Source organism: Roseovarius sp. MBR-154, assembly GCF_053628595.1.
Genome location: NZ_JBRJGR010000012.1, coordinates 79,252 through 104,015, shown reverse-complemented (window position 1 = coordinate 104,015; position 24,764 = coordinate 79,252). Strand labels below are relative to the sequence as shown.

Sequence of the window (24,764 nt, the reverse complement as noted above, 5' to 3'; positions counted from 1 at the left end):
GCGTGGCGACGCGGGTCGTGATCGCGCATTGCACCGCCTGCCGGTTCAGGTGTAACTTTAAGGCAACCTTAATATAAGCAATATTCCGTTACAGCTTGCGTTAGACAAGCTTACGGTAAAGGCAGATCATGTCAATCCGACGCCTCCGCACCCTGATCGCCGTGGACGAGCACAAGACCTTCAGCGCCGCCGCTGACGCGGTATTCGTGACCCATGCCGCCGTCAGCCAGCAGATGCGCAGCCTCGAGGAGGAATGGGGCGTCGCGCTCTTCGACCGGTCGCGTCGCACCCCCGAACTCACCCCGGCCGGGCGGGCCTTTGTCGCCCACGCCCGCGACATCGTGCGCGCCTATGACGGGATTGTGCCGTCGGTTCTGGGCGATGAGGGGTTTCAGGGCGAGATCTCGCTCGGCGCGGTGCCGATGACCCTCACGGGCCTCACGCCGCTCTCGGTCAGGCTGCTGAAGCAGAGCTTTCCCGACCTGCATGTGCGCATCGTGCCCGGCATGACGACCGGGCTGATCGCCGAGGTCGAGCGTGGCGCGATCGACTGCGCGGTGCTGTCGCGGCAAGGCCCGCTGCCGCCTGAGATAGACCATGCCGACATCGCCCGCGAACCGATGGAGTTGCTGGCCCCCGAGGACACCACCGGCGACGACGTGCGCGCCCTTCTGGCGCAACATCCCTTCATCCGCTTCAGCCGGGATGCGGTGGTGGGCGGGCTGATCGACGGCTGGCTGCGCGAGCAGTCCATCGCCGTCAACGTGACGATGGAATTGCAGGGTCTGGAGGCGATTTCCAGCATGGTTCTGGCGGGGCTTGGCGTGTCGATCGTGCCCGCGCGCTGCGTGCGCGGGGCAAGCCCCCTGCCCCTGCGTCGCCTGCCCCTGCCCGAAGGAGCACCGGTGCGGCAACTGACGCTTGCGCATCGCCGCGACAATCCCCGCATCCGGGTCATTCAGGAGATCCACACCGCCCTGCTGGGCGCGGTCGGGATCGGGGCCTTCAAGCCGGCTGTGGCAGGCACCCCCGCATGACGCCCGAGACCGCGCTTTACGTCGCCGCAGGCGCGCTTGCGGGCGGGCTGATCAACGGGATGGCAGGCTTTGGCACCGCGCTTTTCGCGCTCGGGTTTTTCCTCAATGTCATGCCCCCGGTGCAGGCGGTGGCGGTGGTCGTCGTGCTTTCGGTCTTCACGGGCGTGCAGGGGCTATGGGTCGTCCGCCATGCCATCGGCGCAAACAAGCGGCGGCTGGCAAGGTTCCTCCTGCCGGGCATCGCAGGCATCCCCCTCGGTGTGCTGATCCTGTCGGTGCTCGACGCGCGTAGCCTGAAACTGGTGATCGCCGGGCTTCTCATCCTCTATGGCGGTTATTTCAGCCTGCGCGCCCAACTTCCCCGCTTTGAACGCCCGACCCCGATCTGGGACATGATCGTGGGCTTCTCGGGCGGGGTGCTAGGCGGGGCGGCCTCGCTCTCGGGCGCGCTGCCGATGATGTGGTGCGCCCTGCGCCCCTGGGCCAAATCCGAGACGCGCGCGGTGCTGCAACCGTTCAACGTCACGGTTCTCACCCTCACGGCAGCCGCGCTCGCGCTCAAGGGAGCCTATACCCGCGAGACGCTGATCTACCTCGCGCTTGCCCTGCCGCTCTCGGGTGTGGCCGCGCAGATCGGCATCGCGATTTTCAAGCGCCTGCACGACGCCGCCTTCCGGCGGTTGCTGATCGCGATAACGCTTGTTTCGGGCTTGGTCCTGCTGCTGCGCGAGTTGGCGTGACGCGGCCTCACAGACCTCGCGCGATCTGGCGCAACTCGAACTTCTGGATCTTGCCGGTCGCGGTCTTGGGCAATTCCTGAAACACCACCGATTTCGGCGTCTTGAATCCGGCCAGACGCTCGCGGGCAAAGGCGATGAGGTCAGCCTCTTCCGCCGTCGCGCCATCCTTCAACTCGACGAACGCGCAGGGCACCTCGCCCCATTTCTCGTCCGGCCGCGCCACCACGGCACAGAGCAGCACCGCCGAGTGCCGCATCAGCACCCCCTCCACCTCGACCGAGGAAATATTCTCGCCGCCCGAGATGATGATGTCCTTGGCCCGGTCGGCGATCTGCAGATAGCCGTCGGGATGCTGCACGGCGATGTCGCCGGAATGGAAATAGCCCCCCTCGAATGCCTCCTGCGTGGCCTTGGGGTTCTTGAGATACCCCTTCATCACCGAATTGCCCCGGATCATGATCTCGCCCTGCGCATTCCCGTCCATTGGGGTCTGCTGCATGGTCTCGGGGTCCATCGCGGTGATGTCCTCCATCATCGGCATCAGGACACCGGTGCGCGCCTTGATCGCATAGCGGTCGTCGTCATCCAGATCGTTCCAGCCCTCCTGCCACAGGCATTCGGTGACATGGCCATAGGTCTCGGTCAGCCCGTAAACCTGCGTTACCTGAAAGCCCAGGGGCTCGATCGCCGCCAGTGTTGCGGCGGGGGGCGGGGCCCCGGCGGTAAAGACATCGACGATATGCTCGAACGCCCGCCGGTCCTCGCCCTTGGCGTTGACGATGGTGTTGAGCACGATGGGCGCGGCCCCGAAATGGGTGACGCCCTCATCGGCGATGGCGTCATAGATCGCCTTGGCGGTGATGTCGCGACAGCACACGGTGGTGCCGCCCAGCACAGGCATCATCCAGACGTGGTTCCAGTTGTTGCAATGAAAGAGCGGCACGATGGTCAGATACCGCGGATAGCGCCGCATGTCCCAACTCACGACGGTGCCCATGGTCATGAGGTACGCGCCGCGATGGTGATAGACCACGCCCTTGGGCCGCCCCGTGGTGCCCGAGGTATAGTTGAGCGCGAGGCTCTCCCATTCGTCCTGCGGCATGATCCACTCGAACTCCGGGTCGCCGGTGGCCAGCAATTCCTCGTATTCCATGTAATGCCCGTGGCCATGCACGCCCGCCTGATCGTCGGCCACCTCGATGATGCCGGGGGCGGGGCGTTCCATCAGTTCGGTGGCCTGCATGAGCGTAGGCAGGAACTGCGGATCGCAGAGCACCAGCCGCGCCTCGCCGTGATCGAGGATATAGGCGATGGTGTCCGCCTCGAGCCGGGTGTTGATCGCGTTGAGCACCGCCCCCGCCGCCGGCACGCCGAAATGCGCCTCGCAATGGGCGGGGATGTTGGGCAGCAGCGTGGCCACCACGTCGCCCGGCTCGATCCCGAGACCCACCAGCGCCGAGGCCAGACGTGAGACCCGCGCGTGATATTCGGAATAGGTCTTGCGGAACCCGTGATAGACCAGCGCCTCGCGATCCGGAAAGAGATGCGCCGCGCGCCGCAGATGCGACAACGGCGTCAGCGCCACGAAATTCGCGGCGCAACGCTCCAGCCCGGTCTCGTCCTTCATCCAGCCCATCGAACCCTCCCTGATTCTCCCTCGCGGGTCCGGGGAGATTAGGCAAGTTCAGGGCGCTTTCAAATGGGGAAGATCGGGCGGGGGCCGTTACAGCCCCAGCTTGGCCGTCACGATCTCGTTCACCGCCTTGGGGTTGGCCTTGCCGCCGGTGGCCTTCATCACCTGCCCCACGAACCAGCCCGCCAGCTTGGGATTTCCTCTCGCCTTTTCCACCTGCGCGGGGTTGGCGGCGATGATCTCGTCGACGGCCTGCTCAATCGCGCCCGTGTCTGTCACCTGCTTCATACCGCGTTCCTCGACGATGGTCTCGGGGTCGCCGCCTTCGGTATAGACGATCTCGAAAAGGTCCTTGGCGATCTTGCCGGAAATGGCGTCGGACTTGATCAGCCGCACGATGGCGGCCAGTTGCGCCGGGCTGACCGGGCTGTCCTCGATGGAATGGTCTTCTTTCTTCAACCGTCCAAACAGTTCGTTGATCACCCAGTTCGCCACCAGCTTGCCGTCGCCCGCGCCCGCCGCGACCTGCTCGAAATAGCCGGCATTGGCGAGGTCGGCGGTCAGCACGCTCGCGTCATATTCCGACAGGCCGAATTCCAGAACAAAACGGGCCTTCTTGGCATCGGGCAGTTCGGGCAGGTTGGCCGCGATATCGTCGACCCAGGCCTGCTCAATTTCCAGCGGCAGCAGGTCGGGGTCGGGGAAATAGCGGTAATCATGCGCCTCTTCCTTGGACCGCATGGAGCGGGTTTCGTTCTTGTCCGGGTCATAGAGGCGGGTTTCCTGCACCACCTCGCCGCCGGATTCGAGGATCGCAATTTGACGGCGTGCCTCGTAATCAATCGCCATCTGGATGAAGCGCATGGAGTTCATGTTCTTTATCTCGCAGCGTGTGCCGAGATGCGCGAAATCCTGTGTCTCCTGGTACTTCTCATACTGCCCCGGACGGCAGACCGACACGTTGACGTCGGCGCGCAGGTTGCCGTTCTGCATGTTGCCGTCGCAGGTGCCCAAGTAACGCAGGATCTGGCGCAGCTTGGTGACATAGGCGGCGGCCTCTTCAGGGCCGCGAATGTCGGGGCGGCTGACGATCTCCATCAGGCAGACGCCGGTGCGGTTCAGGTCCACGAAGGACATCGCCGGGTCCATGTCGTGGATGCTCTTGCCCGCGTCCTGTTCCATGTGGATGCGCTCGATCCGCACCAGTCGTGCGATGCCCGGTTCCATGTCGACGAGGATCTCGCCCTCGCCAACCAGCGGATGATAAAGCTGGCTGATCTGGTAGCCCTGCGGCAGGTCGGGATAGAAATAGTTCTTGCGGTCAAACGCCGACCAGAGGTTGATCTGCGCCTTCAGCCCCAGCCCCGTGCGCACCGCCTGCTCGACGCAAAACTCGTTGATGACGGGCAGCATGCCGGGCATGGCGGCGTCGACAAAGGCGACGTTGGAATTGGGTTCCGCCCCGAATTGGGTGGAGGCCCCGGAGAACAGCTTGGCCTTGGAGGCCACCTGCGCGTGCACCTCCATCCCGATGACGAGTTCCCAGTCGTGTTTCGCCCCGGCGATGACCTTGGGTTTCGGGGTCTCGTAGGTGAGATCCAGCATCGCGCCGCTCCATGCTCTGACTTCGCCCACGTTCTACGCGGCGCCGGTCACGGGGGCAAGGGGATAGGCGCGGATCTCAGCCCGCCTGCCGGTTGTTCCGGGCGCGGAACTCGGTTTCCTCGGTGATGGCGAACCGCCCGCCTGACAGCTTTTGCAGCTTGCCGTCGCGCAACAGCTTGCCAAAGGAGCGCAGCCCGTCCTCGCGCGAGAAGCGGTCCTGCTCGATCTCCTTGAGCTTGCCCATCAGCATCGGGCGCGAGAATTGCGGCCGCCCCTCGACATCGGCGAGATAGGCGGCAGCGGCTTCAAGCAGGTCGGGCAGCGCGCTCGCTCCCACTTTCTCGGCAAAGGCCGTGAACCCGCCCTCGCGCGCGGTCTCGGCCCCGGTCTGGATATCGGCGGCGGAGACCCGGCGCGGCCGGATTGGCCCCCGATCGGTATCCACCCGCTGCTCGGCCACCAGCTTGAGCGGCGCGGGACGGGCCTCGACCGGGCGCGCGCTGCGCGCCTCCGAAGGCGGCAGCACCTGCGGCCGACGCGGGCGTACCACATCGGCGAGGTCGGCGCGATACGGTGTCTCGTCGACATCGGGCTTGAGCTCGGATCCGGCGGCCTTTTCGGCGCGAGTCGCCTCGAGCGCGGCACGCAGGTGCTGGATCGTGTTGCGTCGCTGGCTGGAGGCGGGGGCCTCGAGTTGACTGTCGGTTTCGTCGAAGATGCGCGACAGATCGCCCTCGGCCTCGGCACGGGCAAGCTTGCGGCGGCCTGCGGGCGTATGATCGGCGGGCTCTGCCACCCGCAAGCCGGGCTCCTCGCTCTGGGGCAGAGACACCTCTGCCGTCTCCGGCTCACCCTCCTCCGGCTCGTCCTCGAGCGCGGCCTCCGGGTCGAATTCTGCCTCGAGCTCGGCGAGTTCGCGCTGCAACTCGGCCTCTTCCTCGGGGCTGAGTGCGGACTCGTCGTCGAACATGTTCTCGCTGAGGTCGCGTTCGGCCTCACCCGTGTCGGTATCGTCTTCGAAGAGCCCCTGTTCGAGCATCTCGTCAAGCGCCTCGCGCTTGACCTTGAGCACGCGTGCACTCGGGAGCTCGGGCGTCTCGTCCTCATAGAGGCTCTCGGGCGCGTCGTTTTCAGAGCCCGCGTCGCGCAGCGTCGCACCACCCGTCAGCGGCTCGTCCTCGATCACCGCATCTTGTCCCGGTGCGGTTTCATCCGTGGTGACAATGTCATCGGCTTCTGCAACCGCGTCGCCCTCGGCCGCTTCGGCTTCGGCAACTTCGGGTCCGTCGGCGTCGGCAACCGTGTCATCCTCGACCTCGTCCACGCCGATTGCGTCGTGATCCCTGGCAGCCGCTCCGTCCTCGGCGCCCATCACGGGCGGGCTCTCGGGCGCCTCATCTTGCATCGCGTCGTCTTTGTCGGTTTCCTGCGGCGCGGGCTCCACTGGGGATTCTGGCTCCGCCCTGTCATCGGCCAGAAGTGCGGCCAGCGTATCCTCGAACGCATCCTGCTGCGCGGCCTCGGGTTCCGAATGCGCGGCAAGATCGGCGGGTGTGGCGATCTCTTCTTCGGTGACCTCGTCCTCATACACGTCCGGCCAGAACGCGGTCTCGTCGGAGTCCGAGTGCACGAAGTCCTGCGCATGCTCGTCTTCGCTGTACTGGTCCGTAACAGAGGGCGCATCGCCGCTCACGACCGAGCGGATCAAATGCAGCTTGGCCGCGAAACTGTCAGGATCGGCGGCCAGCGGCGCCCGGCGCTCAGGCTGCGGAACCTCCTGCCACTCGGGCTCGGCGGCCTTGGCGGGCTCCGCGACCGGTTCGGGCGCATAATTCGTCGCGGCCATGGCCACTTCCGATGCGGTATCGGCAAGATCGGCATCTGGCGCGTCCTGCGTCGTGGTCTCGGGCTGCGGTGCGGCAAGCGCCGTGGGCGCAGCCTTTTCCTGAGGCGGCGCGGCATCTTCGGTCGCGGCCTCGCCGCTGCGCGGCGCGTTGTCAGCCCGCAGGACGATGCGGCCCTGCTGTTCGCTGGCCTCGACCCGGCGCGAAATCTCGCGTTCGGCGATGCGGGCCAGCATCTCTGCATCCGGCGTTGGCGGCTCTGCCCCGAAATAGCGGTCGTCTGCGGCCAGATCGCGGAAATATTCCGCGATCGCTTTCATCGTATCGAATGAATCATCAAAGCCTTCCAGCGTACACGAAAAGGTGCCGTAGGAGACCGTCAGAATTTTGCTTGAACCAACCATATTTAAAGCTCGCTTTGCTTGCCTGCAAAGACAGTGTTTACCATGACCGCCAAGACCAAAGCGGCGCGATTCTTCGATCTTTACTGTATCATTTCATGGTCACAATGTGTCATCGCAAGGGTTAAGGCAACGATAAGGACGGCGAGAAATGATTGTGCACGAAAACGATCCAATCACGCTGATCGGCGGGGCCGGGGTGTCGGACCGGTTGCTCGACCGTGCCCTCGGGCTGGCGGACCGGGTCGTCGCGGCCGATAGCGGGGCTGACCGGGCGCTGGCCCATGGCGTCACGCCGCGCGCGGTGATCGGCGATTTCGACAGCATCTCGGACCACGCGCGCGCCGCCCTGCCCGAGGCCATCCTGCACCACATGCCGGATCAGCACAGTACCGATTTCGACAAATGCCTGCGCAGCATCGCGGCACCGCTCATTCTCGGCGTCGGCTTTTGCGGCGACCGGCTCGATCATCAACTGGCGGCCTGCAACGCGCTGGTGCGCTACCCGGCGCAGCGCTGCGTCCTGCTGGGCGAGGTCGATCTGATGTTCCTCTGCCCGCCCGCGATCCACTTGCCGCTCGATCCGGGCTGTCGCGTCTCTCTCTTTCCGATGGGCGCGGTCGAGGGCGCGTCCGACGGGCTGCAATGGCCGATTCGCGGGCTGAATTTCGCCCCTGACGGGCAGAGCGGCACATCGAACGCGGCCACCGGGCCGGTGCATCTGACCGTCACCGCGCCCAAGATGCTGGTGATGCTGCGGGTGGACAGGCTCGACATCGTGGTGACCGCCCTTGCCGAGAGTGCGGCGCGGTGGCCTGACGGGGCAAACCCGAGATGAGTGCGACAGGCCGGATCGGAAGCTGGATCGACGCGGTCGTCTGCGATCTCGGGCGGCAGATGCGCTGGACCTTCCTGCCGCCGCTGATGGTCTATTTCGCCGCCGGCTTCTCGGGGCTGACGATGATCGTGGGCACCTTCTTCGTGAAGGAATATCTCGACCTCTCGGCGGCTTATCTTGCGGGGCTCGCCTTCTGGGCGGGTCTGCCCTGGGCGCTGAAGATGCCGTTGGGCCATCTGGTCGATATCATCTGGCGCTGGAAATGGCTGCTGGTCTATCTCGGTGCCGGGCTGATCGGGCTGTCAGTCTTCATCATGCACCTGCTGCTGACGCAGACCGAGATGATGACCGCGATCATGCCGATGGCTGCGTGGTACATCACGTCCTACCTGCTGGCCCCCTGTGGTCTGGTGATCCAGGATGCGGTGGCCGATGCCATGTCGGTCGAAGCGGTGCCGCAGATAGATGCGCAAGGCCGCGAGATCGGGCTCGAGCAATCGCGCGCCATGCACACGACGATGCAGACGCTGGGCCGGTTCGCGCTGATCCTGGGGACGGTGGCCGTGGCGACGCTCAATATCTCGATGTTTTCGGGCATCGAGGCGATGGACGACGACGCCAAGCGTCAGATTTACGCCAATATCTACCTGACCGCACTGCTCATTCCTGTGGTGTCGGTCTCGGGCGTGGTGCTGGCAGGGGTCCAGAAGATCCGCGCGCGGCGGGGGTTGATCCGCAACGGCCTCGGCCCCGCAGAGGCCGATGCGCTCTTCGAGCGGCCCGACGAGGACACCAAGCCGAACCCGTGGTATTTCATTGGCGGCGCGGGCTTCGTGGCGATCTCGCTCACTGTCGGGCTGAGCGACATCGCCTATGGGCAGGAGATCATCTTTGTCGGCTCCATGACAATCGTGCTGCTCCTGATGCGCCAGTTGATCGCGGTGCTGACACCAGCCCAGGCGCGGGCGCTGATCGGCACGGCGCTGGTCATCTTCATCTTTCGCGCGGTGCCCCGCCCGGGTGACGGCTATACGTGGTTTTCCATCGACGTTCTGGGCTTTGACCAACAGTTCCTGTCGATCCTGTCGCTGATTACCTCGGTGCTTACATTGGTGGGCATGGTGATCCTGCGCCCGCTGATGGCCAGCAAACCCATCGTCTATATTGTGGTGCTGCTGACGCTGGCGGGGGGCATTCTGTCACTGCCCAATATCGGGCTCTATTACGGAATTCAGGACATCACCGCACCGCTCACCGGTGGGGTCGTCGATGCGCGCTTCATCGCGATTCTCGATACGGCCATCGAATCGCCGCTCGGGCAGATCGCGATGATCCCGATGCTGGCCTGGATCGCGCGCAATGCTCCGAATGACCTCAAGGCGACGTTCTTTGCCGTCATGGCCTCCTTCACCAACCTTGCGCTGTCGGCGAGTTCGTTGCTGACGAAATACCTCAACGAGGTCTTCGTCATCACCCGCGAGGTCACCGACCCCGAAACCGGGCAAGTCACCACCCCTGCGGACTATTCCGATCTCGGCATCCTGCTGATCGTGGTGAGCGTGGTGACAGTGGGCCTGCCACTACTGGCGGTGGCCATGGTGCAGAATTCGCGCCTGCGCACGCAGGACTGAAGCAATTTCAGAAAAAGTTGATAGACTTTTTCGGTTCGAAATTGCGAAAAATCAATAGGCCAGAGCATTCTTCAGTGTTTCAACAAAAGGCCGAAAAGCTCTAGGGCGCGCCATCCCCACGCCGGACGGCGACGCCTGCAAGAAACACCTCGATGGCAAGGCAACGGCGCGCCGCGAACGCCTTGGGCGAGGCCAGCCGCGCCGGATCGAGCAGCGATTCGATCGGCCAGGGCCGCACCATGTCGAGCAGAAGCGCGGCCGCCGCCTCGGTATCGTCGAGTCGAATTTCCTCGCGCGCAACGCCGCGCTGCAATTCCTGCGTGAGAATACGGAGATCGCGCTGCATCAGCCGATCAACCAGATCGCGCCCGATCTCGGGGCAGGCAGGCACCTGCGCCATGAAGGTGCGCAGGATCTCCAGCGGCAGGCCATAGCCCTGATGGCGGGCATTGCTGGTCAGGATGCGGTTCAGACGCTCGGCAATCGGCAGATCCGTTTCCGAGACGGGCAAGGGCTGGATGAACTGCTCCGCAACCCTGTCCATATAGGCGCGCAAGAGCGTGGTCCGGCTGGGAAACACATCATAGAGCGTGCGCTTGGACATCCCCGCCCGGCGCGCGATGATCTGCATCGTCGCGCCGTCGAGCCCGGCCTCGGCATGCACCTCTTCGAGCGCGGCAAAGATCGCCTCGCGCCGCGCCTCTGGCGAGAGCGTCACCGGACGCCCGCGTCGTCCCGGATCACATTGCCCGATTGACGGGCGCTTTGCCGGTATCGACCCCATTCATCCTCGCACAGTCACTGTGTGCCCCCAATTGCGCGCTTGCCATTTCCAAACGGGTCATATTTATAAAACCCAATGGTTTTATAATACGACGGGTGCATGCGCGCCACTCCTTTATCCGTGAAAGGGCTCCGTGATGGCTTATCTTTCTCGCCTCATACTCGCAGTTGCAGCCTGTGCCGCTCTGATGCCCGGCGCCCTGACCGCGCAGCAGGGGCAAGGCCCGGCACCGGTGACCGTGGTCACGGTCGCGCCTCAGGACGTGACATTGACCTCGCTGTTGCCCGGGCGCGTTGCCGCCTCTGCCGAGGCCGAGGTGCGCCCGCAGGTCAACGGCATCATCACCGAGCGTCTGTTCGACGAGGGTGCCGACGTGTCTGCGGGCGACCCGCTTTATCAGATCGACGTGGCGACCTACGAGGCCTCAGTCCGTCAATCGCGCGCCACTGTGGCGCAAGCCGAGGCCGTGTTGCGTGCCGCCGAACGCGAGGCGAACCGGTTGGTGGAACTGCAATCGCGCAACGTGGCCAGCGAGCAGGCGCTCGATGAGGCGGTATCGGCGCGTGACAGCGCCGAGGCCGGGCTGGAACTGGCGCGCGCGCAACTCAACTCTGCCGAGATCGAGCTGTCGCGCACCACGATCCGCGCGCGCCTCTCGGGCCGGATCGGCCTGTCGCAGACCTCGCAGGGCGCGCTCGTGACCGCAAGCCAGGCGCAGCCGCTGGCGGTGATCCGCAATATCAACCCGGTCTATGTGGACGTCACCCAATCCGCCGCCGACCTGCTCCGCTGGCGGCGCGGCGAGACCGAAGAGGAATTGCGCGGCGCGGATGCCACGGTGCGGCTGATCCTCGCGGATGGCTCGGACTATTCAGAGACCGGCCAGCTCAAGGCCGCAGAGCCGAATGTCGATCCGCAGACCGGCGTGGTGACGCTGCGCATGCAGTTCGACAACCCCGATCTCCTGCTCCTGCCCGGCATGTACGTGCAGGTCGACATGCCGGTCGAGGTTGCCGAATCCGTCTATCTTGTTCCGCAGGAAGGCGTCGTACGCGACCGGCGCGGGCGGCCCAACGCCTGGGTGGTGAACGAAGACAACGTGATCGAGGAGCGCACGATCAGCATCGTGCAGGACCGTGGCAATCAATGGGTCGTCAACGAGGGGCTGAACCCCGGAGATCGCATCGTCGTCTCGGGCTTTCAGAAAACTTCTCCGGGGGCCACGGTCGCCCCCGAAGAACGCGCAAAATAACCGGGCAAAGGACGTAAAGCATGGCAGGTTTCTTCATCGACCGCCCGGTCTTTGCCTGGGTCATCTCGATCCTGATCATGGGCATCGGGGTTCTGGCAATCCGGCTATTGCCGGTTGCGCAATATCCCGAAATCGCGCCGCCCTCGGTCACGGTGGCCGCCAACTATCCCGGCGCCTCCGCCGACACGGTCGCCAATACCGTGACGCAGGTGATCGAACAACAGATGACCGGGCTCGATGGGCTGCGCTATTTCTCGTCGCGCTCCACCTCGCAGGGCAATGCCGAGATCACGCTGACCTTCGAGACCGGCACCGACGCCGATATCGCGCAGGTGCAGGTGCAAAACAAGCTGGGACAGGCCACGCCGCTCCTGCCCGAGATCGTGCAGCGTCAGGGCATCACGGTCGAGAAATCCTCGGCCGGGTTCCTGATGGTCGTGGGCATGATCTCGACCGATGGCGCGCTCGAACAGGTGGATCTGTCGGATTACATGTCCACCAACCTCGTGGACGAGCTGAGCCGCGTCGAGGGCGTCGGTTCAGTGCAGGTGTTCGGCTCGGAATACGCGATGCGGATCTGGCTCGACCCGTCCAAGCTGGCGGCCTTCGGGATGTCGCCATCAGAGGTCGTGGCCGCCGTCTCGGCGCAGAACGCGCAAATCTCGGCGGGGGCATTCGGCGCACGGCCCGCGGTCGACGGCCAGCAACTCAACGCCACGATCACTGCGCAGTCGCTCCTGAGCACGCCCGAGGATTTCCGCCAGATCGTGCTGCGCGCCGAGACCGATGGCGGCCTCGTGCTGCTCGATGACGTCGCCCGGGTTGAGATCGGGGCACAAAACTATGCCACGACCGCGCGCTTCAACACCGACCCGGCGGCAGGCATGGCGATCACGCTCGCACCCGGCGCCAACGCGCTCGACACCGCGCGCGCGATCAAGGAACGGATGGCGGAATTCGCCCGCTTCTTCCCCGAGGGCGTCGATTACGTGATCCCCTATGACACCACGCCGTTTGTCGAGATTTCGATCAAGGAGGTGATCAAGACCCTGTTCGAGGCCATCGGGCTGGTGTTCCTCGTGATGCTGCTCTTCCTGCAAAACCTGCGCGCCACGCTTATTCCGACGCTTGCCGTGCCGGTGGTCCTTCTGGGCACTTTCGGGGTGCTCGCCGCCGCCGGTTTCTCGATCAATACCCTGACCATGCTGGCGATGGTGCTGGCCATCGGTCTTCTGGTCGATGACGCCATCGTGGTGGTGGAAAACGTCGAGCGGATCATGGAGGAAGAGGGCCTGCCCCCGCGCGAGGCCACGCATAAATCCATGGGCCAGATCACCGGTGCACTCGTGGGTATCGCGATGGTGCTCTCGGCGGTGTTCGTGCCGATGGCGTTCTTTCCCGGCTCCACAGGCGTGATCTACCAGCAATTCGCGATCACCATTGTCTCGGCGATGGCGCTCTCGGTCGTGGTGGCGATTACGCTGACCCCCGCGCTCTGCGCCTCATTGCTGAAACCCAAGGGGCACGCGCCGAAACGCGGCCCCTTCGCGTGGTTCAACACCGGCTTCACCAAGCTGACCTTGGGCTATACCAGCACCGTCCGCTGGTCCGTGCGCCGCCCGGTGCGGGTCTTCGTGGTCTATCTGGCGCTCGCCCTCGGCATGGCGCTGATGTTCCTGCGCACGCCCACCGGGTTCCTGCCCGAAGAGGATCAGGGCATCCTCTTCACCCTCATACAGACCCCCACAGGCTCGACCGCCGAGCGCACGCTCGACGTGGTGAAACAGGTGGAGAATTACTACCTCGAACAGGAATCCGAAGTAGTCGAGTCGATGTTCGGCGTCGTCGGCTTCAGCTTTTCCGGCAACGGCCAGAACATGGGGCTCGCCTTCGTGCAGCTCAAGGACTGGGACGAGCGCCCGCGACCCGATCAAAGCGTGCAGGCCCTCGCCGGTCGCGCCTTTGGGGCATTCAGCCAGATCCGCGACGCGCAGGTCTTTCCGGTCGTGCCGCCCTCGGTGATCGAGTTGGGCAACGTCTCGGGCTTCGATTTCTACCTGCAGGCGCGCGGCGGGCAGAGCCATGGCGACCTGATGGCCGCGCGCAATCAGCTTCTGGGGATGGCCGCGCAAAGCGATCTCATCGCCTCCGCCAGACCCAACGGGCTGGAGGACGCGGCGCAGTTCAACCTCGATATCGACTGGCGCAAGGCGGGGGCGATGGGGCTGACCCCGACCGATGTGGGCGAATTGCTGCAAATCGCCTGGGCGGGGACTTACGTGAACGATTTCCTCGATCAAGGCCGAATCAAACGCGTCTATGTGCAGGGCGAGGCCGAGGCCCGCGCCACCCCGACCGATATCGAGAAATGGCGCGTGCGCAATACCAGCGGCGGGCTGGTGCCGTTCTCGAATTTCGCCGAAGGCAACTGGGATTACGGCGCGCAAGGGCTTTACCGCTACAACGGCATCCCCTCGGTGCAATTGCAGGGCTCTCCCGCGCCCGGCGTCTCGACCGGCGAGGCGATGGCCGAGATGGAGCGGCTTGCGGCCGAACTTGGCACCGAGTTCGAACTGGCCTGGACGGGGCTCTCGCTGGAAGAACGCGAATCGGGCAATCAGGCGCCGCTCCTTTATGCGCTCTCGCTGGCCGCCGTGTTCCTGTCACTGGCCGCTCTTTATGAAAGCTGGTCGATTCCCTTCGCCGTCATGCTCGCCATGCCCATTGGTATCGTCGGCGCGCTCACCGGTGCGTGGCTCGGCGGGTTCGAGAACGGGGTGTTCTTCCAGGTCGGTCTGCTCACGGTGATCGGCCTCACTGGCAAGAACGCAATCCTGATCGTGGAGTTTGCCCGCGAACGCCACGAGGCGGGCGAGCGCGTGATAGAGGCGGTGGCGACGGCGGCGCGGCAACGCTTCCGCCCGATCATCATGACCTCGATGGCCTTCTCGCTTGGCGTTCTGCCACTGGTGCTTAGTTCCGGTGCAGGCTCGGGCGGGCGCAACGCCATCGGCTCGGGCGTGCTCAGCGGCACGGTCTCGGGCACGGTGCTGGGCGTGGTCTTCGTGCCGCTCTTCTTCGTGATCGTGACGCGCCTGTTCCGGCGCGCCTCGACCAGGGAATAGCGTCAGTCCACGGCGATATTGTCGATCAGCCGCACCCCCGCGAGCCACGCCGCCGCAAACAGCCGCGCCGGCCGCGTGGGGGCGGTGAGCGCCGAAAGATCGTCCTGCGCCCGCAGATCGAGGTAATCGACCCCGGTGAACCCGGCCCGCTCCAGCCGCGCCGCGGCCTGCGCCTGCAAATCGGCAAAACCGCGCCCGGCGCGCAACCCGTCTGTGATCTTCTCCATCTCTTCGAAGAGCACAGGCGCCGTCGTGCGCGCCCGGTCCGACAAGAGCAGGTTGCGCGACGACAGCGCCAGCCCGTCGATATCCCGGATCGTCGGACAGCCATGCACGGTGATCGGAATATCCAGATCCCGCGCCATGCGCCGCACCACCATGAATTGCTGGTAGTCCTTCTCGCCGAAAAACGCATCGGTCGCGGCGGTCTGGGTAAAAAGCTTGGTCACCACCGTGGCCACCCCGTCGAAATGACCCGGGCGATAGGCCCCCTCCATCACATCGGTCAGACCGGAGACAGAGACCGTCGTCGCGAAATGCTCAGGATACATCTGGTCACCATCCGGCACCCAGAGCGCATCGACGTCGAAACGCTCCAGCTTGCGCGCGTCCTCAACCTCGGTCCTTGGATAATTCTTCAGATCCTCGGGATTGTTGAACTGCTTGGGATTGACGAAAATCGTCACGATCACCCGGTCGCACCGCGCCTTGGCCGCCGCCACCAGCGACAGATGCCCGTCATGCAGCGCGCCCATGGTGGGCACGACGCCGATGGTTTCGCCCGCGCGGATGAAGGGACGGGTGAACTCGCGCAGATCCTCAAGCGCGCGCAGGATGGGGGCGGTCATGCCTCGGGGGCCTTGTCGGAAAACACGTGCTCGGGTGCCGGGAAGCGGCGGTTGCGCACCTCCTCGGCATAGGCCGCTATCGCCGCCTCGCCGTCCTCGCCCAAATTGCCATACCGCTTGACGAATTTCGGCTTGAACGCGGTGAAGAGTCCCAGCATGTCATCGACCACGAGGATCTGCCCGTCGCACCCCACCGAGGCCCCGATGCCGATGGTCGGAATGCTGATCCCGGCGGTGATCTCGTCGGCCAGCGTCGCGGGCACCTTTTCCAGCACAACCGAAAACGCGCCCGCCTCATCGACCGCGCGCGCATCCGCCAAGAGCGCCTCTGCCGCCGCCCCCCTGCCCTGCACCTTGTAGCCACCAAGCGTGTTGATGGATTGCGGCGTCAACCCGATATGCGCCATCACCGGCACGCCCCGCGCCACCAGAAACGCGATGGTCTCGGCCATATGCCGCCCGCCTTCGAGCTTGACCGCCGCCGCGCCCGTCTCCGTCATCAGCGTTGCTGCATTGCGAAACGCCTGCGCCGGGCTCTCCTCGTAAGACCCGAAGGGCATGTCGATCACCAGCATCGCGCGGCTTAGCCCCCGCGCCACCGCCTGCCCGTGCAGTATCATCATCTCCATCGTCACGCCAAGCGTCGAGGGCAGACCATGCAGCACCATGCCCACGCTGTCGCCGACCAGAACGAAATCGCAATGTTCGTCCATCATCTGCGCCATTGGCGTGGTGTAGGCGGTCAGGCTGACAATCGGCGTGCCGCCCTTCATCGCCCTTATGTCATCGGGCAGCAGGGCGGATTTCTGGCTCGTTGCGCTCATGGCGGTCTTTCGGTTGTCTCTGCATCGCGGCGCAAGCTAGCAAGGGTGGCAGGGGAAATCCACCGCTCAGTTTTACACCCGCGAAAGCCGGGAAGGTCGCTTTTGGGCGGCTTTGTGTCGGCTGAATTTCGCGCCGATTGGCAGGACTGATAAAGATCGCCCAAACACCGCATACCCCAAGGGAGTCGCATGCCATGAAAACCCAAGTCAAAGCCCTCGTCGTCGGCGGCGGTGCCGTCGGCACATCCATCGCCTATCATCTGGCCAAGGCGGGCTGGGACGATGTCATGCTGCTGGAGCGCGACGAGCTGACCTCGGGCTCCACATGGCACGCGGCGGGGCTCTTGCCGCTCTTCAACATGTCCTACGCCACCACCCATATCCACAAGTATTCCGTCAATTTCTACAAGACGCTGGAGGAAGAGACCGGGCTCAATGCGGGCTTTGCCGTGGTGGGCAACCTGCGCATGGCGCAGACCGACGCGCGCATGGATGAATACATGCTCTACGCCTCCACCGCCGAGACCTGCGGCGTGGCCTATGAATGGCTGACCCCGGAGCAGATCAAGGAGCGCTGGCCGCTGATCGAGACCTCCGACCTGAAAGGCGCGATCTATCACACCGAGGATGGCTACATTAACCCCGCCGACGTGACGCAGGCGATGGCCAAGGGCGCGCGCCAGCGTGGCGTGATGATCGAGCGCAAGTGGCAGGCCGATGCGTTCCACTGGAACGGCACGGCGTGGGAAGTCACCTGCACCAGGATGGTCGAAAAGGGTGGCAACCTCGTGCCCTCGGACGAGCAGATCATGATCACCGCCGAGCATGTCGTGACAGCCTCGGGCAACCACGCGCAGACCACCGCGAAAAAGCTGGGGATCAAGATCCCCGCGATCCCGGTCGAGCATCAGTTCATCGTGATGGACAAGGACCCGGCATTGGTCGACTACCGCGCCAATGGCGGGCGGGAACACCCGGTGGTGCGCGATGCCGACGCGCAAAGCTATGTGCGCGAGGAACGCGGCGGCTGGATTCTCGGCGTCTATGAGAAGAACGCCCCCGCCTGCTTTGAATATGGCGTGCCCGACAGTTTCCGCGCCGATCTCTTCCCGCTCGATCTGGAGCGCATCGAAGAGCAGTATATGGCGATGATCCACCGCATTCCGTCCTGCGAGGAAAGCGGTCTCAAGGACGATTTCAACGGCCCGATCTGCTACACGCCCGATGGCAACCCGCTGGTTGGTCCTGCACCGGGGCTGCGCAACATGTGGCTGGCCGAGGGCTTCAGCTTTGGCATCACCGCTGCTGGCGGCACTGGCTATTACCTCGCGCAGCTGATGGTCGATGGCGAGGCCGAGATCGACATGGCATCGCTCGACCCCAAGCGCTACTCGTCCAATTGGATGACCACCGAGTTTGCCGCGCGCAAGAACGAGGAGGCCTATGACCACGTCTATATCCTCCATCACCCTGACGAGGAGCGCCCCGCCGCCCGCCCGCTGCGCACCGCCCCGGCCTATGACCGGCAGAAGGCGCGCGGCGCGCAATTCGGTTTCGTCAACGGCTGGGAACGGCCCAACTACTACGGGCCGCTCGATGCGCCTGAAACCTTCGACCACGACGCCCGCAGCTTCCGCCGTGGCGGCTGGTGGCAATATGCCGTGGACGAGGCGAAAGCCATCCGCGAGGGCGTGGGCCTGATCGACGCCACCGCCTTTTCCAAGCATGTGATCAAGGGGCCGGGCGCGACCGCTTTCCTTGACTGGTTTACCTGCAACAAGCTGCCGAAAGTGGGCCGGATCAACCTGACCTATGCGCTGACCGATCACGGCACGACGCGCACCGAATACACCATCGTGCGGCTGAAGGAGCATGAATATTACCTCGTCTCTGCCGGGGCATGGACGGAATACGACGCCGATTATCTGCGCAAGGCCGCCGAGGACATGGCACCCGAGTTCGGCTATATCGAGATTCAGGACGTCACCACGCAATGGGGTGTCTTTGCCATCGCAGGGCCGAAATCGCGCGACGTGCTCAACGAGGTCATCAAGGATGCCGATCCGGCAACGGCGCTCAGCAACAAGCGGTTCCCGTGGCTCTCGGCGCGGCGGATCGAGCTGGGCATGTGCCCGGTCAACGCCATCCGCGTGGCCTATACCGGTGAATTGGGCTGGGAATTGCATCACCCGATCGAGATGCAGACCTACCTCTTCGACCTGCTGGAAAAGGCCGGCGAGAAGTATGGGATGAAGCTGGTCGGTGCGCGCGCGCAAAACTGGTTGCGGCAGGAAAAGAGCTATCGCGCCTTCGGCAACGAGCTTGGCCGCGATGCAACGCCTCTGGAGGCCGACCTGCCCCGCTTCGTCGACCTCGACAAGGAGTTCCGCGGCAAGGCCAAGCTGGTCGAGACCGGCGTGCGCGTGAAATGCTGCACGCTGCTGATCGACGGGCCAGAGGATGCCGACCCGTGGGGCCGCGAGGTGCTCTATACTGAGGGTGGCGAGCGGGTGGGGCGCCTGACCTCGGGCGGCTATTCGGTGGCGTTCGGGAAATCCATCGGCATGGGCTATGTCCGGCCCGAACTGGCGGTCGAGGGCACCACGCTCAAGGTCAAGATGCTCGACCGGCTCTGGGACGCGACCGTCACCTGCGACAGCCCTTATGACCCCAAGAACGAGACCATCCGCAAGGATGGGTGAGCCAAGCAGGGGGGTGCCTTCGCTGCCCCCTCATTTTTCGTGCTGGCGCAACCACCTGCGCCACGCGCCCTCCGACCCGCGAAACACGTTGATATCGACGCCCCCCTCGACCCCCGGCACGATCCCGGTGCCGGTATACTGCCAGAACACCCAGGGGTGACCGGGATAGACCTGATCGGGCGTTTTCGCGACCGAGCGCAGCCAGAACTCCGCCCGCACCCGCCCGATGCCGGTCTGCGCGTAGAATTCCGGGGTGGTGTAGATGATCGGGCGCTGGCCATAGTGACGCTCGACGATATCGAGGAAGATCTCGGCCTGCCGCCGCACCTCCGCCCCCGGCGGGCGCACCACGCAGGTGGGCGAAAACGGGTTCCACTCCATATCTAGCACGGGCGGCAACGCCTTGCCCCGGCGCGGCACGTTCTGAATAAACCATTGCGCCTGCACCTCGGGCGGGGTGCAGAAATAGTAGAAATGATAGGCCCCGCGCGGCACGCCATTGCGCGCCGCCAACTGCCAGTTGCGGTCGAATTGCGCGTCCTTCAGATCGCCACCCTCGGTCGCCTTGATATAGGCAAACTCCACGCCCGAAAGCGCCACGCGCCGCCAGTCAACCTCGTTCTGGAACCGCGCCACGTCGATGCCGTGCACCGGATAGCTGCCCGGTCCGCGTGGCCCGAAATCCACCCGGTCGTAATCGCCGAACCGGTCCGTCGCAAGGCCCGGCGCGGCCAATATCAACCCGAAACAGAACAGAACCACGCGCAGCATCAATGCCTCCCCGGATCGGATACCTGCCCCGACCCTAGACCGGATGTATCCCCGCCGTCAGCCGATTCCGCGTCCGCCTAGCCCTTTTCCGCCAACTCGTCATAGCAGGCGATCGCCTTGGCGGCATACATCATCGCCGGGCCGCCGCCCATCTGGATCGACATGGCGAGCACGTCGCCGACCTCTTCGCGGGTCGCCCCGACGCGAATCAGCGCCTCCATGTGCAGCGCGATGCAGGGTTCGCATTTCGTCGCCACGGCGATCCCGAGCGCCACGAATTCCTTGGTCTTGAAATCGAGCGTTCCGCCTTCCTTGACGGCCTTGCCAAGCCCGCCAAAGGCGCGGGCGGTATCGGGGATGAGCGCATTGAGCGTGCGCAAATCCTGGCGGGTGGTGTCGATGGTCTTGGACCAGCTCATGTCGGGGCCTTTCGGTGGCTTCGGTTGCCCGTGCAAAACCACCCTTGGCGCGGCTTGGCCTTGATCCAGATCAGCCGGGACGCTCGGCCACCAGAAAGAGATTGTTGGCGGGCATTTGGCGAACCGGGTGCAGGGTCAGACCCGCCTCGCGCAGCCATCCCTCCACCTCGGCCAGATCCTTGTAGCCGATGGCCGAATCCTGCGCGGTCAGGCTCGCATGAAACCGCGCGTCGCCCTCAGAGGTCGCCTGCCCGTCGCGCAGGAACGGCCCGTAGATCGCAAAGCGCCCGCCGGGGGCAAGCGCCTGCGCCGCCTCCGCGATGATCCGGCGCGCCTCGGGCGTGCTGATGAGATGCACAAGGTTGACCAGCACGATCAGCCCCTGCCCCGCCTGTTCGCGGCCCCAGCCCGCCTCGGTCGCATCAAGCACCATGGCGGCGCGCAGATTGGGCAGGCCCGCCTCGGCGGCATAAGCGTCGATGCTGGCACGGCGCGCGGCGTCGATCTCGGTCGGCTGCCAGACCAGGTCCGGCATCGCAGCGGCGAAGGCCACCACATGCTGCCCGGTGCCGGAGGCGATCTCCAGCGCCCGACCCGTTTCCGGCGCGATTTCGCGGAGCGCGTCGCTGATCGCCGCCGCATTGCGCTCCGCCGACGGCGCGTGCAGCTTGGCCCCCTCGCCCGCATGCGCGACCGAGGCCGAAGGCGGCAGCGTCCGGGGCGGGCTCATCCGCCCTCCTCCGTGCGATCCGTTGCCGGGGGCGGCGCGGGGGTGAGGGCGGCAAGACGCTGATAAAGCGCGTCATCCATGTCGAACTCAATCGCAGCCAGTGACGGCGCGATCTGCGTCGCCGACCGACCCGAGATGAGCGGCACCGGCCCGGCGGGATGGTTTGCGGCCCATGCTACGGCGAGCGTCGCCGGATCGGTGCCAAGCTCTGCCGCGATTTCGACCAAAGCGACAGCTGCCTCGCGCATCCAGTCCTGACCGTAGCGGACCGCATAGCGTTCGTTGCCGGTAAGCCGTCCGGTCTCGCCGCGCGCGTATTTGCCGGTCAGCAGGCCGCCCGCCAGCGGCGAATAGCCCGCCACCACCATCCCCTCGGACGCGGCCATCGGCAGGATTTCCACCTCGGCCTGCCGCTTCACGAGGCTGTACATCGGTTGCAGGATCGAAACGGACATATCGACCCGCGCGCCGATACAGCCCGCCTTCATCACCTGCCAGGCGGCGAAATTCGACAGACCGACATGGCTGATCTGGCCGCGCGATTTCAGATCGGCGAAACACTCCAGCGTGTCCTCAAGCGGGGTGTCGGGATCAAAGCGGTGCAGATAGAGAATATCGACGTGATCCATCCCCAGCCGCTTTCGCGAGAGATCGAACTGCGCGCGAATATTGACCGCCCCCGCGCCACCCGAATAGCCCGCCTTTGTGGCGATCACCAACCGGTCGCGATGCGGTGCCGCGAACCGGCCGAGCAGAGTTTCCGACGCGCCATCGGTATAGAGATGCGCGGTGTCGAAATGGGTGATGCCCGCCGCGAGGCAGTCCTCGAACATGGCGCGCGAGGCGCTCTCATCTGCCGTACCGCCGAATTGCATCGTGCCAAAGGCAAACCGACTGGCCGGGGTTCCGTCGGGGGAGGTGATGTCCGTGCTCATGGCGCGCAGAGTGCCATGAGGAGGCGACGAAGGAAACAGGCGATCAGGCGTGAACCAGTTCGTGCACGGGTCTGTGCACCGATTTGCGCACCATTTCGTGCATTAACGGGGCACCAGCGACGGAATCTGCGACTCCACGTCGGGATTTTTCTTCCCATCTCAGCCGCCGCCGTGCTTCCCGTGTTCGCCGCCGGAGCGACACAACTCCCCCTGAAGGATCTGTTCCAGATCCTGCGCAAACTGCTGCTCAGAGGTGGTTCCGGAAATCTGAACAGCCGGGATAAGTGGATTTTCTGCGCGACAGCGGCATGATGCTGCAAGCGAGGAGAAGAGGTGGTCCTGCTTTTTCGACCAGCTTGCAGCCCGGTTAAGGTGGATCAGGGTTTCCTATCAGGCTGCCATTCTCCTGGGTTCGGTTTTGCTGGCATGGACCTCATTTGGGGTCAAGATGCCGTGGGCGTATTGGCAACACGCGATGCCTTCAACCGTCCGCTCCTACCCCGGGTCCGCCGCCTGCATCAGTTCGGCGAGGAACGCCTCCTCGTCCAGGTGATACTCGGCGCAGGCGTCCATCACCGTGTGGAACGGGCTGACGAGGCATCCGACGCAGAGCATCCGGTGCCGGACGAAGACCGGGACGGTCTGGGGCCATCGTGTCATCAGATCCGCCAGGGGCAGATCGGGGTCATCGGGTCGGGGGTGCCGCATCGCGTGCTCCTTTCTCCGACCACCTTAGTCGCGCAATCGCGCCAAACGTTGCGCTGGCACAAACTCCCTTGCCAGACGCCCGCCTAGAACAGGTCATCCCGAATTCCAAGGAGGCCTGAACATGGCTGAAATCTTAACGAAATCACGGGCGCGCAACATCTTCTACGGGGGCTCGATCTTCTTTGTCGTGATCTTCGTGGCGATGACCGTCCATAGCCACAAATACGTGGTCGAAACCTCGACGGCAGGCATGGCGCTCAGCGATGAGGTGATCAACGGCAAGCATGTCTGGGAAAAGAATTCCTGCATCAACTGCCACACCCTGCATGGCGAGGGCGCGTATTTCGCCCCCGAGGTGGGCAACGTGATGACCCGCTGGGGCGTGCAGGACAGCGCCGAGGACTCCTTCGACATGCTCAAGGGCTGGATGGAAAGCCAGCCGAGCGGCATCGAGGGCCGCCGCCAGATGCCGAATTTCAACCTCAGTGACGAAGATATCCGCGGCCTCGCGGAATTCCTGCGTTGGGCCGATCAGACCGACACGCAGGGCTGGCCGCCCAATGATGCCGGGTAAGGAGTGAACCCCATGAAATACCAATCACAAAAAGTCGCCCTCTACTATTTCGTCGCGGCGATGGCCCTCTTCGGCATTCAGGTGCTGGGTGGGCTGCTGGCGGGCTGGGTCTATGTCTCGCCCAACTTCCTGGCCGAGATCCTGCCATTCAACATCATCCGGATGATCCACACCAACGCCCTGATCGTCTGGCTGCTACTGGGCTTTTTCGGCGCCGCCTATTTCCTGATCCCCGAGGAATCGGAGCGCGAGATCTGGTCGCCCAAGCTGGCCTATCTGCAGCTGATCATTCTGGTCGTGGGCACCCTGGGGGCCGTCGGCTCCTACCTCATGGGTATCCATGGCGGGCGCGAGTTTCTCGAGCAGCCGCTCTGGGTCAAGTTCGGCATTCTGGTGGCGGCGCTGATCTTTCTGCTCAACATCTCGATGACGGTGCTGGCGGGCAAGAAGACGGCGATCACCAATGTGCTGCTGCTTGGGTTGTGGCTGCTGTCGCTGCTTTGGGTCTTTGCCTTCATCAACCCCGACAACCTCAGCCTCGACAAGATGTACTGGTGGTTCGTCGTCCATCTCTGGGTCGAGGCGACCTGGGAACTGGTGATGGCGGCAATCCTTGCCTTCCTGCTCCTGAAGCTGACCGGCGTGGACCGCGAGGTGGTCGAGAAATGGCTCTATGTCATCGTCGCCACGGCGCTCTTCTCGGGCATTCTCGGGACCGGGCACCACTTCTACTGGATCGGCCTGCCGGGCTATTGGCAATGGATCGGCTCGATCTTCTCGACCTTCGAGGTGATCCCGTTCTTCCTGATGATGTCCTTTGCCTTCGTCATGGTCTGGAAAGGCCGCAAGAACCACCCCAACAAGGCCGCCCTGCTGTGGTCGCTGGGCTCCTCTACGGTGGCCTTCTTCGGCGCCGGGGTATGGGGTTTCCTGCACACGCTGCACGGGGTGAACTTCTACAGCCACGGCACGCAGATCACCGCAGCCCACGGTCACCTTGCCTTCTACGGGGCCTATGTGGCGCTCAACCTCGCGATCTTCACCTATGCGATGCCGATGCTGCGGGGCCGCGCGCCCTATAACCAGGTGCTGAACATGGCGTCCTTCTGGCTGATGACCGGCGGTATGGCCTTCATGACCTTCGTGCTGACCTTTGCGGGCACCATCCAGACCCACATGCAGCGCGTGATCGGCGACTACTACATGGTGGTTCAGGACAGCCTGTCGGTGTTCTACCTGATGCGGTTCGGTGCCGGTGCGGCGGTGGTGATCGGGGCCTTGCTGTTCATCTATTCCATGCTGGTCGTGCGCAAAACCGAGGTCATCGCGCCCGGTCCTGCCAACCCTGTTCCGGGAGAATGAG

20 protein-coding genes are annotated in these 24,764 nt (G+C 64.4%); 9 read left to right on the top strand and 11 right to left on the bottom strand.

Going from position 1 to position 24,764, the window contains the following annotated elements; translation table 11 throughout:
- The first annotated feature begins 128 nt into the window (after nt 1-128).
- Entirely contained in the window at nt 129-1,037 is a 909-nt protein-coding gene (locus ACSSV4_RS15070; protein ID WP_454275955.1) for a LysR family transcriptional regulator, read from the top strand.
- Nucleotides 1,034-1,777 (top strand): sulfite exporter TauE/SafE family protein, encoded by a 744-nt coding sequence (locus tag ACSSV4_RS15065; protein ID WP_454275954.1) that lies wholly within the window; start codon nt 1,034-1,036, stop codon nt 1,775-1,777. The genes ACSSV4_RS15070 and ACSSV4_RS15065 overlap by 4 nt, the downstream gene beginning before the upstream one ends.
- 7 nt (nt 1,778-1,784) lie before the next feature.
- On the opposite strand, the gene ACSSV4_RS15060 is transcribed toward ACSSV4_RS15065, so the two are convergent.
- The 3 genes from ACSSV4_RS15060 to ACSSV4_RS15050 form a co-directional block, all read right to left on the bottom strand.
- A complete protein-coding gene (locus ACSSV4_RS15060) occupies nt 1,785-3,413 on the bottom strand; it encodes an AMP-binding protein (protein ID WP_454275953.1) in 1,629 nt (542 codons plus the stop codon).
- A gap of 87 nt (nt 3,414-3,500) precedes the next feature.
- A complete protein-coding gene (gene gatB / locus ACSSV4_RS15055; protein ID WP_454275952.1) occupies nt 3,501-5,015 on the bottom strand; it encodes an Asp-tRNA(Asn)/Glu-tRNA(Gln) amidotransferase subunit GatB in 1,515 nt (504 codons plus the stop codon).
- A gap of 76 nt (nt 5,016-5,091) precedes the next feature.
- A complete protein-coding gene (locus tag ACSSV4_RS15050; protein ID WP_454275951.1) occupies nt 5,092-7,263 on the bottom strand; it encodes a hypothetical protein in 2,172 nt (723 codons plus the stop codon).
- A 148-nt stretch (nt 7,264-7,411) separates the two neighbouring features.
- Between ACSSV4_RS15050 and ACSSV4_RS15045 the strand changes: the two genes are divergently transcribed.
- Complete coding sequence (locus tag ACSSV4_RS15045; protein ID WP_454275950.1) at nt 7,412-8,098, top strand: thiamine diphosphokinase; 687 nt, start codon at nt 7,412-7,414, stop codon at nt 8,096-8,098.
- The gene (locus ACSSV4_RS15040) at nt 8,095-9,729 is read left to right on the top strand and encodes a hypothetical protein (protein ID WP_454275949.1); all 1,635 of its coding nucleotides are present in this window, start codon (nt 8,095-8,097) and stop codon (nt 9,727-9,729) included. The genes ACSSV4_RS15045 and ACSSV4_RS15040 overlap by 4 nt, the downstream gene beginning before the upstream one ends.
- Nucleotides 9,730-9,829: 100 nt before the next feature.
- Here ACSSV4_RS15040 and ACSSV4_RS15035 read toward each other — a convergent pair whose 3' ends face one another.
- Nucleotides 9,830-10,447 carry a TetR/AcrR family transcriptional regulator gene (locus ACSSV4_RS15035; RefSeq protein WP_454275948.1) on the bottom strand — a complete coding sequence of 206 codons (618 nt, stop codon included), beginning with the start codon at nt 10,445-10,447 and terminating at the stop codon, nt 9,830-9,832.
- A gap of 202 nt (nt 10,448-10,649) precedes the next feature.
- Between ACSSV4_RS15035 and ACSSV4_RS15030 the strand changes: the two genes are divergently transcribed.
- Both ACSSV4_RS15030 and ACSSV4_RS15025 read left to right on the top strand, forming a co-directional pair.
- Nucleotides 10,650-11,765, top strand: coding sequence for an efflux RND transporter periplasmic adaptor subunit (locus ACSSV4_RS15030; RefSeq protein ID WP_454275947.1), 1,116 nt, complete (start codon nt 10,650-10,652; stop codon nt 11,763-11,765).
- A 20-nt stretch (nt 11,766-11,785) separates the two neighbouring features.
- Complete coding sequence (locus ACSSV4_RS15025) at nt 11,786-14,890, top strand: efflux RND transporter permease subunit (RefSeq protein WP_454275946.1); 3,105 nt, start codon at nt 11,786-11,788, stop codon at nt 14,888-14,890.
- 2 nt (nt 14,891-14,892) lie between these two features.
- Here ACSSV4_RS15025 and panC read toward each other — a convergent pair whose 3' ends face one another.
- Nucleotides 14,893-15,738 (bottom strand): pantoate--beta-alanine ligase, encoded by an 846-nt coding sequence (gene panC / locus ACSSV4_RS15020; RefSeq protein WP_454275945.1) that lies wholly within the window; start codon nt 15,736-15,738, stop codon nt 14,893-14,895.
- Complete coding sequence (panB, locus tag ACSSV4_RS15015) at nt 15,735-16,562, bottom strand: 3-methyl-2-oxobutanoate hydroxymethyltransferase (protein ID WP_454275944.1); 828 nt, start codon at nt 16,560-16,562, stop codon at nt 15,735-15,737. Before panB ends, panC begins: the two co-directional genes overlap by 4 nt.
- Nucleotides 16,563-16,756: 194 nt before the next feature.
- Between panB and ACSSV4_RS15010 the strand changes: the two genes are divergently transcribed.
- Nucleotides 16,757-19,264, top strand: coding sequence for a GcvT family protein (locus tag ACSSV4_RS15010; RefSeq protein ID WP_454275943.1), 2,508 nt, complete (start codon nt 16,757-16,759; stop codon nt 19,262-19,264).
- 30 nt (nt 19,265-19,294) lie between these two features.
- Here ACSSV4_RS15010 and ACSSV4_RS15005 read toward each other — a convergent pair whose 3' ends face one another.
- The 5 genes from ACSSV4_RS15005 to ACSSV4_RS14985 all read right to left on the bottom strand — a co-directional run bounded on the left by ACSSV4_RS15005 (nt 19,295) and on the right by ACSSV4_RS14985 (nt 22,827).
- Nucleotides 19,295-20,035: a glycoside hydrolase family 25 protein gene (locus ACSSV4_RS15005; RefSeq protein ID WP_454275942.1), complete on the bottom strand. Its 741-nt coding sequence runs from the start codon at nt 20,033-20,035 to the stop codon at nt 19,295-19,297.
- A 77-nt stretch (nt 20,036-20,112) separates the two neighbouring features.
- Nucleotides 20,113-20,454 (bottom strand): carboxymuconolactone decarboxylase family protein, encoded by a 342-nt coding sequence (locus tag ACSSV4_RS15000; RefSeq protein WP_454275941.1) that lies wholly within the window; start codon nt 20,452-20,454, stop codon nt 20,113-20,115.
- 70 nt (nt 20,455-20,524) lie between these two features.
- Nucleotides 20,525-21,184, bottom strand: coding sequence for a DUF938 domain-containing protein (locus tag ACSSV4_RS14995; RefSeq protein WP_454275940.1), 660 nt, complete (start codon nt 21,182-21,184; stop codon nt 20,525-20,527).
- Nucleotides 21,181-22,119 carry an aldo/keto reductase gene (locus ACSSV4_RS14990; RefSeq protein ID WP_454275939.1) on the bottom strand — a complete coding sequence of 313 codons (939 nt, stop codon included), beginning with the start codon at nt 22,117-22,119 and terminating at the stop codon, nt 21,181-21,183. The genes ACSSV4_RS14995 and ACSSV4_RS14990 overlap by 4 nt, the downstream gene beginning before the upstream one ends.
- Before the next feature lie 495 nt (nt 22,120-22,614).
- A complete protein-coding gene (locus ACSSV4_RS14985) occupies nt 22,615-22,827 on the bottom strand; it encodes a DUF1858 domain-containing protein (protein WP_454275938.1) in 213 nt (70 codons plus the stop codon).
- Nucleotides 22,828-22,948: 121 nt separating this feature from the next.
- Here ACSSV4_RS14985 and ACSSV4_RS14980 point away from each other — a divergent pair, with 121 nt between their 5' ends.
- Nucleotides 22,949-23,401, top strand: a complete 453-nt coding sequence (locus ACSSV4_RS14980; protein ID WP_454275937.1) for a c-type cytochrome — start codon at nt 22,949-22,951, stop codon at nt 23,399-23,401.
- Between the two features lie 12 nt (nt 23,402-23,413).
- Nucleotides 23,414-24,763: a cbb3-type cytochrome c oxidase subunit I gene (locus ACSSV4_RS14975; protein WP_454275936.1), complete on the top strand. Its 1,350-nt coding sequence runs from the start codon at nt 23,414-23,416 to the stop codon at nt 24,761-24,763.
- Nucleotide 24,764: the final 1 nt, after the last annotated feature.

Coding starts and splice junctions, on each gene's coding strand:
- ACSSV4_RS15070 (WP_454275955.1), top strand. CDS start 129: ATGTCAATCCGACGCCTCCGCACCCTGATCGCCGTGGACGAGCACAAG.
- ACSSV4_RS15065 (WP_454275954.1), top strand. CDS start 1,034: ATGACGCCCGAGACCGCGCTTTACGTCGCCGCAGGCGCGCTTGCGGGC.
- ACSSV4_RS15060 (WP_454275953.1), bottom strand. CDS start 3,413: ATGGGCTGGATGAAGGACGAGACCGGGCTGGAGCGTTGCGCCGCGAAT.
- gatB (WP_454275952.1), bottom strand. CDS start 5,015: ATGCTGGATCTCACCTACGAGACCCCGAAACCCAAGGTCATCGCCGGG.
- ACSSV4_RS15050 (WP_454275951.1), bottom strand. CDS start 7,263: ATGGTTGGTTCAAGCAAAATTCTGACGGTCTCCTACGGCACCTTTTCG.
- ACSSV4_RS15045 (WP_454275950.1), top strand. CDS start 7,412: ATGATTGTGCACGAAAACGATCCAATCACGCTGATCGGCGGGGCCGGG.
- ACSSV4_RS15040 (WP_454275949.1), top strand. CDS start 8,095: ATGAGTGCGACAGGCCGGATCGGAAGCTGGATCGACGCGGTCGTCTGC.
- ACSSV4_RS15030 (WP_454275947.1), top strand. CDS start 10,650: ATGGCTTATCTTTCTCGCCTCATACTCGCAGTTGCAGCCTGTGCCGCT.
- ACSSV4_RS15025 (WP_454275946.1), top strand. CDS start 11,786: ATGGCAGGTTTCTTCATCGACCGCCCGGTCTTTGCCTGGGTCATCTCG.
- panC (WP_454275945.1), bottom strand. CDS start 15,738: ATGACCGCCCCCATCCTGCGCGCGCTTGAGGATCTGCGCGAGTTCACC.
- panB (WP_454275944.1), bottom strand. CDS start 16,562: ATGAGCGCAACGAGCCAGAAATCCGCCCTGCTGCCCGATGACATAAGG.
- ACSSV4_RS15010 (WP_454275943.1), top strand. CDS start 16,757: ATGAAAACCCAAGTCAAAGCCCTCGTCGTCGGCGGCGGTGCCGTCGGC.
- ACSSV4_RS15005 (WP_454275942.1), bottom strand. CDS start 20,035: ATGCTGCGCGTGGTTCTGTTCTGTTTCGGGTTGATATTGGCCGCGCCG.
- ACSSV4_RS15000 (WP_454275941.1), bottom strand. CDS start 20,454: ATGAGCTGGTCCAAGACCATCGACACCACCCGCCAGGATTTGCGCACG.
- ACSSV4_RS14995 (WP_454275940.1), bottom strand. CDS start 21,184: ATGAGCCCGCCCCGGACGCTGCCGCCTTCGGCCTCGGTCGCGCATGCG.
- ACSSV4_RS14990 (WP_454275939.1), bottom strand. CDS start 22,119: ATGAGCACGGACATCACCTCCCCCGACGGAACCCCGGCCAGTCGGTTT.
- ACSSV4_RS14985 (WP_454275938.1), bottom strand. CDS start 22,827: ATGCGGCACCCCCGACCCGATGACCCCGATCTGCCCCTGGCGGATCTG.
- ACSSV4_RS14980 (WP_454275937.1), top strand. CDS start 22,949: ATGGCTGAAATCTTAACGAAATCACGGGCGCGCAACATCTTCTACGGG.
- ACSSV4_RS14975 (WP_454275936.1), top strand. CDS start 23,414: ATGAAATACCAATCACAAAAAGTCGCCCTCTACTATTTCGTCGCGGCG.